The sequence below is a fragment of the Gottschalkia purinilytica genome (assembly GCF_001190785.1).
GTDB classification, from domain to species: Bacteria; Bacillota; Clostridia; order Tissierellales; family Gottschalkiaceae; genus Gottschalkia_A; species Gottschalkia_A purinilytica.
In genome coordinates this window covers 83825-103750 of sequence record NZ_LGSS01000004.1, presented here as the reverse complement: position 1 = coordinate 103750, position 19926 = coordinate 83825, and the positions used below count along the sequence as shown (strand labels likewise).

The following is a 19926-nucleotide window of genomic DNA, read 5'->3' as shown; positions in this document are numbered from 1 at the left end:
TTGATATAATAATAGGCGAAATATAAAAAGAATTCAATATAAATTATATTATAAGGAGATTAGACTTTGTTTAAATTATTTAGATTCATTAAACCATATAAAAAACAAGTTATTTTAGGACCAATTTTTAAGTTATTAGAAGCCATACTTGAAATATCAATACCTACAATTATGGTTTTGATTGTGGATAAAGGTATAAAGATGGAAAGTACACCATACATACTGAAAATAGGAGGTATAATGCTTCTTATTGCTACAATGGGAGTTATATTTTCTTTTATATGTCAATATTATTCATCTATAGCATCTCAAGGATTCGGAACAATTTTAAGAGAAGAGTTGTTTGAAAAAATAGGTACTCTATCTTATAGTGAAATTGATGAGTTTGGCACAGCCTCACTAATTAATCGTGTAATAAATGATGTGAATCAACTTCAATTAGCGTTAGCGATGTTTATTCGTTTAGCTATAAGAGTTCCTTTTTTATGTATTGGCGGAATTATAATGGTAATGTTTTTAGATGTTAAGCTTTCAACAATAATGTACTTATCTATTCCTATATTTGCCTTTGTTTTGTATATGATAATGAGCAGATCACTTCCTTTATACAAAACAGTTCAGAAGAAACTAGATAAATTAGCATTGATATTAAGAGAAAATTTATCTGGAATAAGAGTTATAAGGGCATTTTCAAAAATGGAATATGAAAAAATGAGATTTCAAAAATCAAATGAAGATCAAACAAATACTTCAATTAAAGTAGGCAAAATCTCAGCCTTAATGTCTCCAATTACAAGTATAATAATGAACTTTTCAGTTTTATTTGTATTATGGTTTGGAGGTGTTAGAGTAAATAGTGGTGCAATTACAAGAGGAAAAATTATAGCTTATATAAATTATACAACTTTAATTTTATCAGCACTTACTATTGTTGCTAACCTTATTATAATATTTACTAAAGCTGTGGCGAGTGCTTCACGTATAAACCAAATATTTGATACAAATCCAAGTATAGAATATAATGATAATTTTTCAGCTGATAAGAAGTCAGATGAAAAGGTTAACTTAATAAAATTTGAAAATGTATCTTTTGCATATGAAAATTCAAAAGAATATTCAATAAGTAATGTTTCTTTTGAAATAGATCATGGACAAACAGTTGGAATAATCGGAGGTACTGGTGCAGGTAAGACAACACTTATAAATTTAATTCCTAGACTTTATGATGTTAGTAAGGGAGAAGTTCTAATTAACGGAATTAACGTTAAAGAATATTCTAAAGAAGAACTTAGAGATAAAATAGGGATAGTGCCACAGAAGGCAATTTTATTTTCTGGAACGGTTTCAGAGAATATAAGATGGGAAAAAGAAGATGCAAGTATAGAGGAAGTTAAAAAAGCAGCTGAAATCGGTAAAGCTGCAGAATTTATTGAAAAGCTTCCATTAAAGTATGAAACTAATGTATCTCAAGGAGGAGTTAATTTTTCAGGAGGTCAAAAGCAAAGACTTACTATAGCCAGAGCTCTTGTAGGGAGACCAGAAATACTAATTATGGACGATAGCTTAAGTGCGTTAGACTATGCTACTGATGCGGCACTTAGAAGTGATCTTAAGAAGAATACAAAAGGAATGACTATTATTATGGTTAGTCAAAGAGTGAGTACAATAAAAACTACAGATAAAATAATAGTTTTGGATGATGGCTTAGTTGCAGGTATTGGAACCCATGAAGAATTGGTTGACAATTGTAGTGTATATAAAGAGATATGTAATTCACAACTTTCAAAGGAGAGTGATGAAGTTGAAAAAGAATAGTTTATTTAGATTATTCGAGTATATTGGAAATTATAAAATATACATGAGTATATCTCTTATATGTGCACTTATCAGTAATGCTTTGACAGCTTTTATCCCTTTTATTGTAGGAAAGGGAATAGACAAAATCATAGGAAGGGGAAGGGTAGACTTTAATAATTTATTAAAAATAATAATTATTTTGGCAATAGTATATATAGTTAGCTCATTGTTTATGTGGATATTTACAATTATAGCAAATATCATAGCTTTTAGAACTGTTGAAGATATAAGGAATGAGGCTTTTGACAAAATTAGTACTCTTCCACTTAAATATTTTGATGTAAATGCACATGGAGATATAATGAGTAGACTTACAAATGATATTGATGCTATTTCTGAAGGATTATTTCAAGGCATAACTCAATTCTATCCTGGAATTATAACTATAATAAGTTCTCTTGTATTGATGTTTGCTTTAAGCGTAAAAATAACTTTAGTTATATTGTTTATGACTCCATTATGTTTTATAATAGCTTCTTTTATTACAAATAGATCAAATAAAATGTTCAAAGAACAACAAAAAACTGTAGGTGAATTAAATGGATATATTGAAGAAATGATAGGAAATCAAAAAGTTGTTAAAGCATTTGGCTATGAAAAACGTTCCGAGGCAAAATTCAAAGAAATTAATAATAGACTTTATAAATGTGGTCAACAAGCACAATTTTATTCATCACTTACGAATCCTTCAATTAGATTTATTAATAACGTTACGTATGTATTAGTTGGGGTAGTTGGTGGTCTATTGTCAGTTTTGGGAGGGCTTAGTGTAGGAACAATATCAAGTTTTTTAACGTATTCTACACAATTCTCACAACCTATAAATAATGTAACTAGTGTTGCAACACAACTTCAAGCAGCACTTGCATCTTGTGAAAGAGTATTTGCAATAATAGATGAAACACCAGAGCCAAAAGATTTAGAAAATACTAAAGAAATTACAAACTGTGAGGGTAATGTGACTTTTGATAATGTATCTTTCTCATATGTAGAAGAAGTTCCTTTAATTAATAATTTTAATGCAGAAATAAAAAAAGGAAGTACTATTGCTATCGTTGGACCTACAGGTGCAGGAAAAACTACTATGGTTAATTTACTTATGAGATTTTACGATATAACTAAGGGTAAGATTTTAATTGATGGAATAGATATATATGAAATAAAAAGAAATAATCTTAGATCATTATTTGGAATGGTTCTTCAAGATACTTGGCTTTTTGAAGGGACAATAAGAGAAAATATTTCTTATGGAAAGCAGGATGCAACTCAAAAGGAAATTGAAGATGCAGCTAAAGCAGCACATATTCACAGCTTTATAAAAAGACTCCCAGATGGCTATGATACAGTTATTACAGAAGCAGGAGCAAATCTTTCAGAAGGTCAAAAACAACTGCTAACTATAGCAAGAGTAATGCTTATAGATCCTCCAATGCTTATACTTGATGAAGCAACTAGTAGTGTAGATACAAGAACTGAAATGAAAATACAAAGTGCATTCCTTTCTATGATGAAAGATAGAACAAGTTTTGTTATAGCACATAGGCTTTCAACTATTCGTGATGCTGATTTAATATTAGTAATGAAAGACGGGGAAATAATAGAGAGGGGAAATCATGAAGAACTAATAAATAAAAAAGGATTTTATACTGAACTTTACAAAAGTCAATTTAAAAATACCCCTAATGCTGTTTAAGAAAATTTAATGCTGTGGCTAATGTTAAGAAATATTAAATTATATAATTATAGTCTGTTGTAAGTATGTTTTAATATTAAAAGGTATGAAAGTTATGTATAACTTTCATACCTTTTCTATTTGATATTATTTAAATTCTACAAGAAATTTTTATGAAAATTCTATTTTAATACAGAAGATTTCTCTAATTTTACATTATCTAATTTTTTAAATTCAATTGCTAAAAGAACAAGACTAATTAAAAATACTATTAAGTCTGTGACTGTAGAAGAGACCCAAGTTCCTTTAATTCCAATAACTTTAGTAAGCATTATAGCTAAAGGCATAAAAAGTACTACCTGTTTTAAAAGAATTATTACTGAAGATTTCCCGCCTTTACCTATTGACTGGAAGAATGTCATAGACATAACGATAACTCCTGATACTGGAAAGGCTAAAAACATAAGTCTAAACAAATTATATCCATTTTTTATTACTGATTTATCATTAAGGAACCAGCTTAAAACAACTGTAGGTTTAATCATGTAAAATCCCCATAATATCCCTATAAATAATACAGAAGCTACACTAAATATTTTAACTGCATCTTTAACACGATCATACTTCTTTGCTCCAAAATTCATTCCAACTATAGGTTGAAGCCCTTGTCCCATTCCCCATAAAGGTATAAATGTAAACATTAAAATTCTAAGAGCTACTCCCATTAATACTAATTGTTCATCTCCACCATATATTGATGCAAGCTTATATAGTCCAGTTTGTTGTACTAGATACATAAGTTGCATCATAGCTGCTGAACCTCCTACAGATAATATCTCTGGCATTAAATCAAAGGCAAACTTTAATTTATTAACTGGTATTATTGATTTATTACGTTTAAAGTATATAAATGTAGTTAAAGCCTGGATTATTTGAGCAATTACTGTAGCAATAGCAGCACCTTCAACACCTAAACCTAAAACCTTTATAAATATTGGATCTAAGATAATATTTAATATTGCACCTAATGCCATAATACTCATAGCTTCTTTCATTTTTCCTTCGCCTCTTATGAGCATATTGGCACTTTGTGAAAAGTTAACAAAAAATGATCCAATGTATGATATTCTTAAATAATTTATTCCTAATTTTAATATATCTCCTTTGGCTCCTGAAAATCTAAGTAAGTTTTCTGTAAAAAGACATCCTAATATAGTAACAGCTAATGATAATACTAATATAGATATTATTAAATTACCTAAAATTTTATCGATCACCTTATTGTTTTTAGCTCCAATGGCACGAGACAAAATTGAAGATGAGCCAACACCTATAAGTACAGCAATACAATTATTTATAAAAGTAAATGGAGAGGATACACTTACAGCAGCTAAGGCAGTCTCTCCTACTAATTTTCCTACAAAAATAGCGTCACATAAATTATATAATCCTATGACTAACATTCCTATAATTCCTGGAATAGAAAGCTTTAAAAGCAATTTAAACATATTACCATTAATTAATTCTTCACGATTTTTATTCACAAATATCATTCCTTTTCTTAGATTAATTCATATAAAATAATTATCTAAAGTAAATACCGTAAATGGTTTAGTATCAATGTTCTTAGATTAGAAGTTTAAGCTTTAAATTCTAATCTTTATTTATAGCTTTATCCAAAGCATTCTTACCTCCTTTCAAAGCAATATGATAATTTTTAGGGTATTCTAATAGTAATTATCTTTATCAATTATAGAAAAAATTTCTATATGCTATCTACTTATATAGGGATTAAAAATAACGGAAAGAGGATTATTTTTTATATGGTACTATGATTGTCGTCATCATAAGAATTGAATTGGAAGATATACTCTATCATTTGTGATAAAATTAAAACGTGACTAGAGGGTTTTTATTATGTTTTGAGGATTTACTAGTTACTAAAAATTACATGAAACAGATATACTATAATTTTAAGGGTTTAATAAATATTGTAAGTCTAATTTAAATATGAATCTTAGTTTTATTTATAACAGCTTTTTCAAAAAAGTATAAATGACAATAGAAATTTTTAAATATATTTTTTATTTGATACCTTTATATTTACTGAATTTTTTGTATGCTATAAAAATGTCATATGCTTGAAAAAAGTCAAATTGCTTTAGATAGGGGAGATTATATGAAAAAGAGTATTCTAATTATAGATGATGATATTGAATTATGTAGATTGCTTAAAAAATGTATGGAAACTGAAGGATACAATGCAGATGTGGCTCATACAGGCATAGAGGGTTTAAATTTAATTAATACCCAGGACTATCAGTTGATTATACTAGATATTATGATGCCAGAGATGGATGGAATTTCTACTTTAACTCATATACGAGAAACGAAAAACACTCCTGTATTAATGCTTACAGCAAAAGATAATGAAATGGATAAAGTTTTAGGATTGAAATTAGGAGCAGATGACTATATAACTAAGCCCTTTAGCTTGTCTGAGCTAACTGCAAGAGTACAATCATTAATTCGTCGTTACGTTGTACTTGGTGCTGAACCTAAAAAACCACATTGTATGGTTTTTGGCTCTCTTGTTATTGATCCTTCATATATGCGTGTGACTTACAATAAAAAAGATATTTCACTTACTGGAAAAGAGTATGATTTATTATACTTTTTAGCATCTAACCCTGGACAAATTTTTACTAAAAAACAGATATATCAAAATGTATGGCAAGATGAATATGCTTATGATGATAATAATATAATGGTACACATTAGAAGGTTACGCAAAAAAATTGAGCCAGACCCAGAAAATCCAATATACATTTTAACAGCTTGGGGGATGGGTTATAAATTTAATGGAGATGTGGGCAATGAATAGGGATAGTATTTGGTTTATCATAATACTAATCATAGTAATTGTCTTTTTCCTTTATCGTGAATGGAAGTATCGTTGTCGAATTCGTGAGACTTTACGTACATTAGAAGATATTATTTCAGGTAATGAAAATTTTAAAATACATGTTGGAGCTAAAGAGCCTATTGCTCCTTTAATATTTAAAATCAATCAGCTAGTAGATTCTTATCAAAACGATAAAATAAATGCATTTCAAGCAGAGCAGGCAAGAAAAAGGATGCTATCTAATTTATCCCATGATGTGCGTACACCATTGACATCAGTTTTAGGTTATTTAGATGCATTATGTGAAGGAATGGCTGGTCAAGAAGCAGATGAATATTTGCATATTGCAAAAGATAAAGCTTATGCATTAAAAGAGTATATTGATGAACTATTTACTATTGCTCAAATAGATGCAGATGAATTGCAGTTTAATATGGAGAATATTGACCTATTTGAACTCTTACGTAGTGAGCTTATAGGTTGGATTCCTCAGTTACAAAAAGAAAATATTACCATGGAAATTGAAATTCCAGATGAAGAATGTTTCGTAATGGGAGATCAACATGCATTAACGCGTATTTTCAGTAATTTACTTCAAAACGCTTTGCGTTATGGAAAGTGCAATCATTTTATTGGAGTATCTGCATGGTCTGATGATAGTTGTGTTTATTTTGAAGTGTGGGATAAGGGACCTGGACTTTCTAAAGATGAAATATTGCGAGTATTTGAACGTCTTTATAAGGGCGATTCTTCAAGATCAACGAAGGGCCATGGATTAGGTCTGACTATTGCAAAAGAGCTTGTACAGAAGATGAATGGAAAAATTTCTATGGAAAGTACTCCTTATATTAAAACTTTTGTGAGAGTGTCTCTTCCAAAAAGTAAGAAAAAGTAAGAAACACGTAAGCTCCATGTCAGATCTACTGGTTAGAATAAGTATATAGACAAAATAAACAAGTAAGACAAGGAGCGATGAGGATGCAAGATTGGGTTTTAGAAACAAAAGACCTTACACGAAAATTTGATGAACAAGTAGCAGTTGATGGTATAAATCTTCATGTTCCTAAAGGATCTATTTATGGTCTTTTGGGACGTAATGGTGCAGGTAAAACTACTACACTACGAATGATTATGAATTTAGTTAAACCTACTTCGGGTGAAATTGAGGTATTTGGAAAAAAACTGAATGGAAATGAGAAACAAATCTATCCCCGTATTGGATCAATTATTGAAACACCAGGATTTTATCAAAACCTTACAGGTAGAGAAAATCTCGCAATATTAGCTCGTTTACGTGGAATCCATCGTTCAGATGCTATAGAATATGCTCTCTCAAGAGTAGGTCTTGATAAAGAACCTAGAAAAATAGTATCTCAGTATTCTCTAGGAATGAAACAGCGCTTAGGAATTGCAGCTGCTATTATGCATGAGCCAGAACTATTGATTTTAGATGAACCAATTAATGGTCTAGACCCTATTGGAATACAGGAAATGCGAAGTTTTCTTGAGAATTTGTGTAAAGAAAAGCATGTTACTATTGTTATTTCAAGTCATATTCTTACAGAGATTGAACAACTGGCAGATTTTATTGGAATTATTCATGAAGGAAAACTACTAGAAGAAATCACTATTGAGGATCTTAGAAAAAGAAATCGTAAGTATATAGAATTTCAAGTATCTAATGAGAATAAAGCAGTTATGCTTATAGAAAAACATTTTAATATTAATGATTATGAAGTTCGTGAAAAAGGAAACATTCGTGTGTACTCGCATTTAGGTCAGCAAGGACAAATTAATAAAATGTTTGTAGAAAATGATATTGAAGTACTAAAGATTAATATGAGTGAAGATAGATTAGAAGATTATTTTGTAAATTTAATAGGGGGTGGTACTATTGCTTAATTTATTATATACAGAGATCTTGAAGCTTAAACGATCTAAAATGTTTTTAATTAGTATTATTGGAGCTTCAGTAACCCCCTTTATGTGTTTTATAGAACGTCTAAGTATGAGAAAGGAAAGACCGGATATACCTATTCTATTTAAGAAGTTTTTTTCTGATACAAATTTTTATTTCATTGTACTGATAGGAATACTTCTATATGGGGTAATTACTGCTTATATATTTAATAGAGAGTATATAGAAGACACATTAAAAGGCTTATTGACTATTCCTGTATCAAGAATAAGCTTCATTGTTAGTAAGTTTATTATGCTATTAATCTGGATTATGGTATTAACTATAGTTTCTTGGATATTAACTCTAGTTTTTGGACTAATAGGACAGTTTGAAGGTTTAAGTATTAAAGTATTGATAAATTCATTTAAAAATTATATTATAGGAGGTAGCTTTCTTTTTCTTTTGACAACTCCAGTTATATTTGTAACATTTTTATTTAAAAATTTTGTACCTACTATTGTATTTACCATTGGTATAACTATGGTGAATGTATTGATTACAAATTCAAGATATGTTGCTTTATTTCCATGGTCAGCGACGGTTATTATAACAGACAATACATTTGTTTCAAAATATCCTTTAATGTATTCTTATATTTCAATTTTTGTTACGTCTATTATTGGATTTATAGCAACTATAGTCTATTTTAAAAAAGAAGATATTAACTGATGGAGATAAGGATTTAGACAAAAATGATAAGACTTAGAAAGGGTGATTAAAAAATGGAGACAATATCTTTAGTAATAAAATCCATAATATTAGGAATTGTAGAAGGGATAACAGAATTCTTGCCAGTTTCTTCTACAGGACATCTTGTTATTTTTCAAAATTTAATAGGATTTAAAGGAATAAACCCAAAGTATGTTGAGATGTACACATATGTAATACAACTTGGAGCTATACTAGCGGTAGTTATACTTTATTGGAAAAAGATAAAAGAAACTCTTGTGAATTTTTTTCCACAAAAAGTTGGATATGAAAAATCAGGATTTAAGTTTTGGTTTATGATATTTATTGCTTGTATTCCTGGCGGTGTTTTTGGAATATTATTAGATGATTTAGCAGATAAATACTTATTTACACCAGTATCTGTAGCCGCAACTTTATTTTTAGGTGCTATATGGATGATGTATGCTGAAAAGAAATTCAGAAATAATAATTTAAAAGGACAAGAATTAAATGTTACAGTAAAACAAGCAGTGATAATCGGACTATTCCAATGTTTAGCTATAATTCCAGGAATGTCACGTTCAGCTTCAACAATTATAGGTGGATGGGTATCAGGGCTTTCTACTGTTGCAGCTGCTGAATTCTCATTTTTCTTAGCAATTCCAGTTATGGTTGGAATGAGCTTTTTAAAGATTTTAAAAGTTGGAGGTATACTTAGTCTTACATCCGTAGAATTGATTTCTCTTGCTGTTGGATTTTTAGTTTCATTTGTAGTGGCTTTAGCAGTAATTAATAAATTTATTTCATACTTAAAGAAAAAGCCAATGAAAATATTTGCAATATATAGAATGATATTTGCAGTTATAGTTTTAGTGACAGGAGCTCTAGGAATATTTCACTAAAAAGGTTTTGGAATTGTCATGATTTAAAAGAGTAAAAAATAAGCCGGATTAGGTGGCATGAACCATCCTAACCGGTGTTTTATTTTTTTAAAGACTTTACAAAGTAAGACAAATACTTATTAATAAATCTGGTACTATGTATAATATAGAAATTATGATTGATTAGACAATATATAATATTAATTTTATATGTTATATTAAAAAGTAATTTTTTATAGGAGGGGTTATATTGAATGATAAAATAGAGAAAGAGATGATAATAAATGAGGACTCAGTTTCGCTTGATTCCTATGAGAAAATGGCAGAATATTATTTTGAATATGTAGATACAAAACCATTTAATGCTTATTATGAGAGACCGGCTACTGTATCACTGCTTCCAGATGTGAAAGGAAAGACAGTTTTAGATGCAGGATGTGCAGCAGGCTGGTATACCAAATACCTGCTAGAAAAAGGTGCCAGTGTTACATCAATAGATTTTAGTCCTAAAATGATAGAAATAACTAAAAAAAGAGTTGGAAATAAAGCTAATGTTATAAGAGCTGATTTAAACGAGCCACTAGATTTTATTAAAGATGAATCAATTGATATCGTTTTGTCATCTTTAGCACTTCATTACGTTAAAAACTGGGTTTTTGTTATGAATGAATTTAATAGAATATTAAAAAAATCAGGACAACTGATTTTTTCAGTCCATCATCCATTTACGGACTTTATAGAATTTAATAGAGAAAATTATTTTTTGACGGAGTTATTGAATGATGAATGGGAAACGAATAACGGAAAAGTAAAAGTACAGTTCTATACAAGACCTCTAAATGAAGTTATTACACCTGTAATCGATGGAGGATTTACAATAGAAAAATTATTAGAACCTATGCCAACAGAACAATTTAAAATGGAACAGCCTAAGATATACGATAGATTAACCAAAAGACCCCAATTTTTATTCATAAGAGCAAAGAAATCCATAGACTAGTACAAAGTAATGATATTATTTATATTATTCGAATTATTACAATCTATCTAAACTTGAAAAACTTAATTTTCAAATAAGTTTTCAAATTCTTTTTTCAAGTATCTCATTTCTTCTATCTTCAATTCCTATATAAATTTTATCTTCGCTATAAAGATTCGTATTTATTTTTCAATAATAAAATTCTTGGTTACTGCATAATGAAGTGTACACTTCATTATGCATTTTACATTGACAATAAATACTTCCAATAATATAATTAGATTAATTTTATCTGAAAGGAAGCTAATCTATGAGTCTGGAGTCTGATTTTAGAGAACAAATTCGAAAGCAATATGCGACACTTACGATGAGTCAAAAAAATATCGCAAAGTTTGTATTGGATAAACCTAATTTGGTGGCACTTCATCCAGCAAAGAAGATTGGAGAGATGACAAATACAAGTGAGACTACAGTAATTAGATTTTGCTATGCTCTTGGTTACTCAGGATATAGTAGTCTTCAAATGGATATCAAGAAGTCTTTGCTTACAAGTAATCATCAAGAAGGTCCGGTTCAGAAGTATCATAATTCTACAATCAATAAGATGAACAAAGAAAATTTTATTGAATATACCTTGAAAACTCAAATAGACGCAATTCAGCAAGTTTTATACGAACTTGACAAAGAAATATATCAGAAGGCTATAGAAATGATTATCCATGCTGAGAAAGTAATGGTGGCTGGATTTATGTCTGCTAACATTCCAGCAAGATGGCTTTCTTCAATACTGAATACAATTAAGGGAAATACCTATTTATATACAGGTGCGATGGATGATGCTAATTATTTTTTTACTGAAAAAGAGACAGAATGGTTAGTTATTCTAATTTCTTTCTCACGTCATCGAAAAGAGACACTTACCTTTATGAAAGAAGCAAAACTAATTGGAGCTAAAATCATTGCCATTACTGATGGAGAATTATCTCCCATTGCTTCGGAAGCTGACTTAATGATAAGAGTGAATGCTCCTAAACCAGAATATGTAAAAGGGATAACTACGATTTTCTCTGTAATGGAAATATTAATTAACGGTGTGATGATGATGGATGCAGAGAATGCTCAAAAGCGACTTAAGGATTTTGATAAGCTTAGTAGTCGATTCTACCCCTTTATTGAGGATTAAGAAAGATAGGTGAGGATTACTTATTTACCATTAATATGTGTTTGAAATTAAAGATTCTGGTAGCTGAATGATAACTCTGTTTGAGAATTATAAATACTATAACTCCAGTGGATGAGTATAACCTGTAGTAAAAAATGTTTTTAAATAGGAGGGGTTTACATAATGATTTATAAACTTGATAAAAAAGATTATCATAAGATAAGAACAATCTTACGAACACCAGACCAAATCAACGATCTAACTCTAAATGCTATTATTAGTGGTACGAATAGAGGTAATATATATGTTGATAATTTAGAGTATCCACGAACAGCGTTGGTTGATGTTGTTGGAATAAGTAGCATTTTCATTGGAGATGTATATAATGAAGAATTTACTTCTTGTTTACGTGAATTTATTGATAATCAGTTGAAAATAGACACATATGAATCATGCGGTGGAACCTATTTTATCACGGTCATAAATGATAAAAGTTGGGAAAGAGCATTGGAAGAGGTAATATCACACAGAAAGTATGAAACAGATTATGAGTATTATTATAAATTTGATCCTGAGAGGTTCAATTTATTAAAGCGTAGTTATAAGCCTTTGCCTAATGGATATCAGATTAAAAGAATTAACTCTGAGATTATAAACAATGACCCTGATAAAATTATTTCTAAAGTTTTAGGTGAATTTTGGTATTCAATAGATGATTTTCTTAAGTTTGGATTTGGCTATTGTATAATGAAGGGAAACAGATTGATTAGCACTTGCTTGTCCTGTTGCGTAAATAAAAATGAGCATGAGATTAATGTTGAAACATACTATGAAGAAGAAATGAATAAAGGATTAGCGACTTGGGCATGTGTAGCGTATTTGGAGCATTGTATTAAAAATGTGATAATACCGCATTGGTCAACACTTGAAACAAATGTTGAGTCGATTAGTTTAGGAGAAAAGCTGGGATTTAAGTTTGAGTCTAAGCTTAAGACATTAGAGTTTGAGTTTTAAGTCTGAATCATTGTAGGTGAAAAAGTAGAAGAATGGAGGGAAGCTTTATGAGAACTATAGAATTCTTTGTTATTATAATAAATTTTTTAATTTTGATTCGAGTCTTACTATTTAGGAGAGGTTTGACTCGTAACAATATTATTCTGCTTGGAGTTTCTAGTGTAGTTACATCATTACAACTGTTTCTTGAAGGATACCGATGGCAAATGATTCCTGCATATTCAGTGTTAATGGTGCTTTTATTACAAATTTTCATATATCCTCGTAAACATGTAGCTTCTACTTCTTTAGTAACACGCATATTTAAGGGCTGTTTCATAGGCTTATACTTGGCTGCTGCAGTTACTCTACCACTTCTTATGCCGATATTTTCATTTAACAAACCTACTGGAGCCTATGAAGTAGGAACAACTACGTTTCATTTCATAGATAACAAACGATTAGAGGAATATACTGAAGATCCAAAGGATAAGCGGGAACTTATGGTCCAGCTTTGGTATCCTGCTAGGACAGGAAGTGATGAGTCCATCGCTCCTTATATCGCTAATCCTAAAGAATTAGCTTCAGGTTTAGCATTGACGCTACCGTTTCCAGCATTCACTTTTGAGCATCTAGGACAGGTGAAAACTCATTCTCATCAGGAAGCAATGCTGTTCGAAAAGAAGACATCTTGGCCATTGTTAATATTCTCCCATGGTATGGATCAATTCCGTAATCAAAATACGTTTCAGATGGAGGAACTAGCAAGTAACGGCTATATAGTAGCAGCGATTGACCATACTTATGATGCAGCTGCTACTGTGTTTCCAGATGGACGAACTGCGCTTAACCGGTCTCAGTTAGATGACGGTCTTCCAGTACTAGACGAACATATATCTCTATGGACTCAAGATGTGAAGTTCGTTCTAGACAAATTGGAGCAGTTGAATCGAAATGATGTGAACAACCGATTTTATGGTGCTATTGATATGAAACGGATTGGCATGTTCGGTCATTCATATGGAGGAGCAACAGCTATGCAGATACTATTAGAAGATGATCGAGTGAAAGCAGGAATTAATATGGATGGTGGTCTGTATGGAAAGTCTGCCCCAAAGAAGGGGCTTGCTAAGCCGTTTATGATGATGGATACACAGGACACTGAAGATTATTATATAGAGGCTAATAAGAAACAATCTGATTTACCTACAGGTAGCCATGAGGATATATGGAACGAATTAGTACGACGAAGACAGCTTGCTATGGCGGGTGGTGGTTACTCTCTGACGATTCCAAATACGGATCACATGAGTTATACTGATCTCAAGTTGATCTCTCCATTGCTAAAATTGAAAGATGAAGATCCACGGTATGTCCACCATATTATCAATGATGTCAGTCTTTCGTTTTTTGATAAGTATGTCAAAGGAGATAATTCTATTAATATGGAAGATATATCAGAGCGTTATCCCGAAATAGGGTTTGTAAAGCACTAAATATAATGTGATAAATTGTGACGATATCTAAAACAGGAACAGTAGATACTTCTATAGGGAAGTTTAAATTGGCGAAAAGAATATCGTGAAGAATCAGAAAAAATAGCATATATGTTGAATAATATAAAGCTTGAAAATAGATTTGAAGATGAAAATACTTCTAATATTCATGAATTTTTTTAAGAATATAAATTGTATAATTCAAAAAAACATCTTTTGAAAATAAGGACTTTTTAATAAGAAAAATGTAGAACTTAACATTTATTCAAAAAATTAATTAAACATAAATAATAGTAAAGAAAAAGGTACTAAACTTTAGTACCTTTTTTTATGGAAAAATTATTAAGTGAAAGTTCAAAAATCCTTCAATCCTACATTCAAGGTCGGAAATCCGTGAAAATATTGTGGAGTAAGGGAATACATATAGGCTTGTGCTTGCATAACTAACTTAAAAATTGAATTATTTATAGTGACTTCTTTATCATGAAATCAAAGAATAACTATGTTTTAACTAATTATTTTCCAAAGTAAAACTTGAAAACGACATTGGTGTCGTTTATAATGAAAATATAATCTAAAATGACACCAATGTATATTTTACAGATGTAAAAAAATAAATCTTTATGATCATTCACAGTTGTAATTTCTATTATGATATTTGTACCGGAGGAGGAATGTATTATGGCACCAAAAGTAAGTGAGAACTATAAGAAACAAAAAAAGAACGAGTTGTTAAAAGCAGCAAGACGAGTGTTTATCAAAAAAGGATATACGCATTCTACTATGCAAGACATTATGGATGAAGCAGGAGTATCAAGAGGAGCCTTATATTCCTATTTTGATAATATTGAGCATGTTTTTATGGAAGTTCTTAAATTTGAGGATCAAATAGATATTCATTTCTTTGAAGAAGATGATCAAACTCATTTTTGGAAACAACTGACAAACTGGGTTGAATCACAACAGAGAAACATTGAGACTATTAATGAATCTCTTTTGATATGTAAGACAGAGTTCTTTTTAACAACTTATTACTTGGGAAATAGGGGAAACCATTCTTATGTAACTGAACGGTACCAAAAATTAGTGAATTCTATAAAAAAGTTTATCCAAAAAGGAAGTGAAAGAGGAGAGTTTCAACCTCGTTTATCCTCAGAATCAATTGCTCTTTATCTTATCTCATTTTTAGATGGATTAATGTTAGATACATTTCACTTAGGTATAGAGAGAACAAAAGTAAATGATCAGCTTAAGGTATTAGTTTTTTCATTAAAGGAAATGCTTTGTCCAATTATAGAAAAATAAAGGAGTGTTTTTTATGTTGTTTGAATCTTCTAGAATTGTTTTAAAAAAAATGACATCAAGCTATGCAGAACTTTATCATTCATGGAGAAATAATATAGAAATTATGCAATCAACTAACCCACTTTTGGATGTATATGATTTAGACGAGACAAAGGAATTTATTAATCAAGTTATTTTGGGATCTCATTCGTCTAAAAGTTATATTATAGTAGAAAAGAAATCAGATACACCAATAGGAATTACTTCATTAATAAATATAGATTATAAAAATCGTAATGCCGAATGTATTATAGACATTGGGGAAAAAGATTATTGGGGAAAAGGATATGGAACAGAAGCGTTAAAACTTCTTCTTGATTATGCATTTCTCGAAATGAATCTTCACAGAGTATCATTAAGGGTTTTTTCTTTTAACAACAATGCAATCAAATTATATGAAAAATTAGGATTTAAATACGAAGGAAGTTCTCGTCAAAGTCTTTTTAGAGAAGGAACATGGCATGATATAATTCATATGGGAATTCTTCAAGATGAATACGTGAACTACCACCACTTATAGAAGTGGATGGCTTCCTAGTCAATATCTCAATGAGACAAGTTTATCTAGGCTCTAAAGGTTGAACCAACCTCGAAATATAACATAAGAACTTCTATATTGGCATATATGCTTGGTTTTCGCTATACTAACTGGGCGAGTGCTTGAATATTTTATGCTATAGAGCATTTCCTATAGCAACTCTATATATTCAGTTTTTAGTTGTTCTTGAAGTTATAATATCACAATTTAGCAAATACATCCAGTATTTACTAAATTAGTATTAGCCATCTCCCACCTAGAGAGGATGGGAGAATTCCACACAGTCTGTTAAAATAAAAAGATTTGAAGGCTAGTATATGGGTATATTATCATTAAACGTAAGAAAATAAGCTATTTGTGCTAATTATAAGAATAGATCAAAAAATAACTCTAAGCTAGATATTCCATATTAATTTTATATATAATCATGTTATTAATTGTAGATTTATTTTAAATAATGTATCAAAGATAGAATTTGGGAGTTATAAAGTTATATTGAAAAAAGCTTTAACATTTTGCCCTCAATAGGATGTGTACAACTTATATTTAATGATATAAAATATGAAGTGCGAGATAATATTATAAAAAAATAATTTGCAAATTAACTATATAATACAAGAAAATTATAGAATCTTGTCATGTATTATATAGTTAATTTTTTGAGACTATTTTATGCAAATTCATTTTAAATTTAATGTTTATGGGCTCTTAAAAAATAAATAAATTATAATTCTATAGAAAAAGAATTACTAGTTGACGCTAGATATAGTATATGATAAACTAAGTACACAACATATAGTGTAAATATAGGTGGCTGCATTATAAATGCAACTTAAAAGGGAATCAGGTGCAAGTCCTGTACGGTCCCGCCGCTGTAATGGGGAGATGTTTTACTTTTACCACTGGTATTCCGGGAAGGTGTAAAACATTCATGAGCCAGAGTCAGAATACCTGCCTATATTTTATATACCTAAATCCTACGGAGAATAGGAAGGTATTGAATATTATAAGTTATATACTTGGATATATTCATCCTCCTGAGAATTTTAACAGGAGGTTTTATTTTGAACTTATACTAATATTACTAATCACAAAGCCTAAGGAGGATTTCTTTATAATGATTACAAAGATTAAAAAAAGAGATGGAAGGGAAGTACCCTTTAATATTGAAAAAATCGCAAATGCTATATTTAGGGCTTCAAATTCTGTAGGAGTAAAAGATTATGAAGCTGCTTTCAGGCTGGCTGAAAAGATGGTAGAATACACTGAAAAAGAGATTGCTGATACTATTCCATCAGTTGAACAAATACAAGACATTGTTGAGAAAGTCCTCATAGATAATGGATGGGCTGAAACTGCTAAGGCATATATATTATATAGAGCAGAAAGAACAAGGTTAAGAGAAATGAATACTAAGCTTATGAAGATATATGAAGATTTGACCTTCAAAGAAGCTGAGGATAATGATTTTAAACGTGAAAATGCAAATATAGATGGTAATACAGCTATGGGTACAATGCTCAAATATGGTTCAGAAGGAGCAAAACAGTTTTATAATATGTTTATTTTAAAACCTGAATATTCAAAGGCCCATAAAGATGGAGATATACATATACATGACCTTGATTTTCTCACTCTTACTACTACATGTTGCCAGATTGATATTGAAAAGTTATTTAAGAAAGGCTTCAGCACAGGTCATGGTCATTTAAGAGAACCAAATGATATTCAAAGTTATTCAGCTCTTGCATGTATAGCTATTCAATCAAATCAGAATGACCAACACGGAGGTCAGAGTATTCCAAACTTTGACTATGGTATAGCTCCTGGTGTTGCGAAAACTTATGCAAAATTTTATACTAAGAATCTTATTAATACTATAGAGTTACTAACAGAAAATACTGATACAGAGATGTTAGTAAAAAAAACTTTTAAAGATATTAAAGAGCTATATAATGTAGAGCCTAATTTAAAAATGGAGAAAGAATATGTAAAAATTGAAGAGAAACATTTATTAGAATACTTTGATAATGTAGAAGTTATAAGAAAAGCTCAGAAATTTGCAAGAGATAAAGCATATACTGAAACTGATAAAAGTACATATCAGGCAATGGAGGCCTTTATTCATAATTTAAATACGATGCATAGTAGAGCAGGTGCACAAGTACCATTTAGTTCTATTAATTACGGTACAGATACATCATTAGAAGGGAGAATGGTAGTTAGAAATCTTCTTTTAGCTACGGAAGCAGGTCTTGGAAATGGTGAAACTCCTATATTCCCTATACAAATATTTAAAGTGAAAGAAGGAGTGAACTATAATACAGGTGATACTAACTATGATTTATTTAAACTTGCATGCAAGGTTAGTGCTAAAAGACTGTTCCCTAACTTCTCTTTTATAGATGCTTCATTTAACTTGAAATACTATAAAGAAGGACACCCTGAAACTGAAATAGCATATATGGGATGTAGAACGAGAGCAATGACGAATGTATATGATCCATCAAGAGAAGTTGTATATGGAAGAGGAAATTTGAGCTTTACAACAATAAATTTACCAAGAATAGCCTTAAAGAGTAATAGAAACTTAGAAAATTTCTTTAAAGAGCTTGATGAAAAAATTGATCTTGTAATAAAGCAGTTATTAGACAGATTTGAAATACAAGCAGAAAAAAAGGTTAAAAACTTCCCATTCCTTATGGGGCAAGGTGTTTGGATTGACTCTGAAAAGCTTAGCTGGGAAGATGAAATTAGAGAAGTATTAAAGCATGGTACATTAACTGTTGGATTTATAGGACTGGCAGAATGTCTTAAAGCCTTAACTGGAAAGCATCACGGAGAATCAGATGAATCTCAAAAACTTGGACTTAGAATAATAGAGCACATGAGAAAGCGCATGGACGATGCTGCGAATAATTATAAGATGAACTTTTCATTAATAGCTACACCCGCTGAAGGTACTGCTGGAAGATTTATAAAGATTGATAGAGAGATATTTGGGGAAATAGATGGAGTTACAAATAGAGAATACTACACTAATAGTTTCCATGTACCTGTTTACTATAATACAACTGCATTTAATAAGATAAAGACGGAAGCACCATATCATGAGCTTACAAATGGAGGACACATAACATATGTAGAGCTTGATGGTGATCCTTCACAAAATATTGATGCTTTTGAAAAAATAATAAGAGCTATGAAAGAAACAGGAATAGGATATGGTTCTATAAATCATCCGGTTGATAGAGACCCTGTTTGTGGCTATTCTGGAATAATTGGAGATGAATGTCCTGGCTGTGGTAGAGAAGAAGGCAATATAAAGTTTGAAAGAATTAGAAGAATAACAGGATATTTGGTAGGAACATTAGAGAGATTCAATGATGCTAAAAGATCTGAGGAAAGAGATAGAGTAAAACATGCATCAATGATATAGAAGATTTTATTTATTGAATGTAAGGTGATAT

At 30.2% G+C, this 19926-nt stretch carries 15 protein-coding genes and 1 riboswitch; of the genes, 14 read left to right on the top strand and 1 reads right to left on the bottom strand.

From position 1 onward, the window contains the following. Positions 1-66 precede the first annotated feature (66 nt). Both CLPU_RS05330 and CLPU_RS05325 read left to right on the top strand, forming a co-directional pair. Positions 67-1815, top strand: a complete 1749-nt coding sequence (locus tag CLPU_RS05330; protein WP_050354621.1) for an ABC transporter ATP-binding protein — start codon at positions 67-69, stop codon at positions 1813-1815. Then, positions 1802-3550: an ABC transporter ATP-binding protein gene (locus tag CLPU_RS05325; protein WP_050354620.1), complete on the top strand. Its 1749-nt coding sequence runs from the start codon at positions 1802-1804 to the stop codon at positions 3548-3550. The genes CLPU_RS05330 and CLPU_RS05325 overlap by 14 nt, the downstream gene beginning before the upstream one ends. A gap of 161 nt (positions 3551-3711) precedes the next feature. On the opposite strand, the gene CLPU_RS05320 is transcribed toward CLPU_RS05325, so the two are convergent. Then, a complete protein-coding gene (locus CLPU_RS05320; protein WP_050354619.1) occupies positions 3712-5073 on the bottom strand; it encodes an MATE family efflux transporter in 1362 nt (453 codons plus the stop codon). Positions 5074-5708: 635 nt separating this feature from the next. Between CLPU_RS05320 and CLPU_RS05315 the strand changes: the two genes are divergently transcribed. From CLPU_RS05315 to CLPU_RS05260, 12 genes are all read left to right on the top strand, one after another. Continuing rightward, complete coding sequence (locus CLPU_RS05315; protein WP_050354618.1) at positions 5709-6413, top strand: response regulator transcription factor; 705 nt, start codon at positions 5709-5711, stop codon at positions 6411-6413. Next, positions 6406-7329, top strand: coding sequence for a sensor histidine kinase (locus tag CLPU_RS05310; RefSeq protein ID WP_050354617.1), 924 nt, complete (start codon positions 6406-6408; stop codon positions 7327-7329). Before CLPU_RS05315 ends, CLPU_RS05310 begins: the two co-directional genes overlap by 8 nt. Before the next feature lie 83 nt (positions 7330-7412). Then, complete coding sequence (locus CLPU_RS05305) at positions 7413-8336, top strand: ABC transporter ATP-binding protein (RefSeq protein WP_200898494.1); 924 nt, start codon at positions 7413-7415, stop codon at positions 8334-8336. Then, positions 8329-9063, top strand: a complete 735-nt coding sequence (locus tag CLPU_RS05300) for an ABC transporter permease (RefSeq protein ID WP_050354615.1) — start codon at positions 8329-8331, stop codon at positions 9061-9063. Before CLPU_RS05305 ends, CLPU_RS05300 begins: the two co-directional genes overlap by 8 nt. 53 nt (positions 9064-9116) lie before the next feature. Further along, on the top strand, positions 9117-9965 hold the full coding sequence (locus tag CLPU_RS05295; RefSeq protein WP_050354614.1) for an undecaprenyl-diphosphate phosphatase: 849 nt from the start codon (positions 9117-9119) through the stop codon (positions 9963-9965). Positions 9966-10194: 229 nt separating this feature from the next. Then, positions 10195-10944 carry a class I SAM-dependent methyltransferase gene (locus CLPU_RS05290; protein WP_200898493.1) on the top strand — a complete coding sequence of 250 codons (750 nt, stop codon included), beginning with the start codon at positions 10195-10197 and terminating at the stop codon, positions 10942-10944. A 289-nt stretch (positions 10945-11233) separates the two neighbouring features. Further along, complete coding sequence (locus tag CLPU_RS05285; RefSeq protein WP_050354613.1) at positions 11234-12106, top strand: MurR/RpiR family transcriptional regulator; 873 nt, start codon at positions 11234-11236, stop codon at positions 12104-12106. Between the two features lie 162 nt (positions 12107-12268). Then, positions 12269-13099 carry a GNAT family N-acetyltransferase gene (locus tag CLPU_RS05280; RefSeq protein ID WP_050354612.1) on the top strand — a complete coding sequence of 277 codons (831 nt, stop codon included), beginning with the start codon at positions 12269-12271 and terminating at the stop codon, positions 13097-13099. Positions 13100-13146: 47 nt separating this feature from the next. Next, the gene (locus CLPU_RS05275) at positions 13147-14574 is read left to right on the top strand and encodes an alpha/beta hydrolase family protein (protein ID WP_050354611.1); all 1428 of its coding nucleotides are present in this window, start codon (positions 13147-13149) and stop codon (positions 14572-14574) included. A gap of 681 nt (positions 14575-15255) precedes the next feature. Beyond that, entirely contained in the window at positions 15256-15879 is a 624-nt protein-coding gene (locus CLPU_RS05270; protein ID WP_050354610.1) for a TetR/AcrR family transcriptional regulator, read from the top strand. 13 nt (positions 15880-15892) lie between these two features. Continuing rightward, positions 15893-16438 (top strand): GNAT family N-acetyltransferase, encoded by a 546-nt coding sequence (locus tag CLPU_RS05265; protein ID WP_050354609.1) that lies wholly within the window; start codon positions 15893-15895, stop codon positions 16436-16438. An 809-nt stretch (positions 16439-17247) separates the two neighbouring features. After that, positions 17248-17429: riboswitch (cobalamin riboswitch) on the top strand. Positions 17430-17573: 144 nt separating this feature from the next. After that, the gene (locus CLPU_RS05260) at positions 17574-19895 is read left to right on the top strand and encodes an anaerobic ribonucleoside triphosphate reductase (protein WP_050354608.1); all 2322 of its coding nucleotides are present in this window, start codon (positions 17574-17576) and stop codon (positions 19893-19895) included. Positions 19896-19926: the final 31 nt, after the last annotated feature.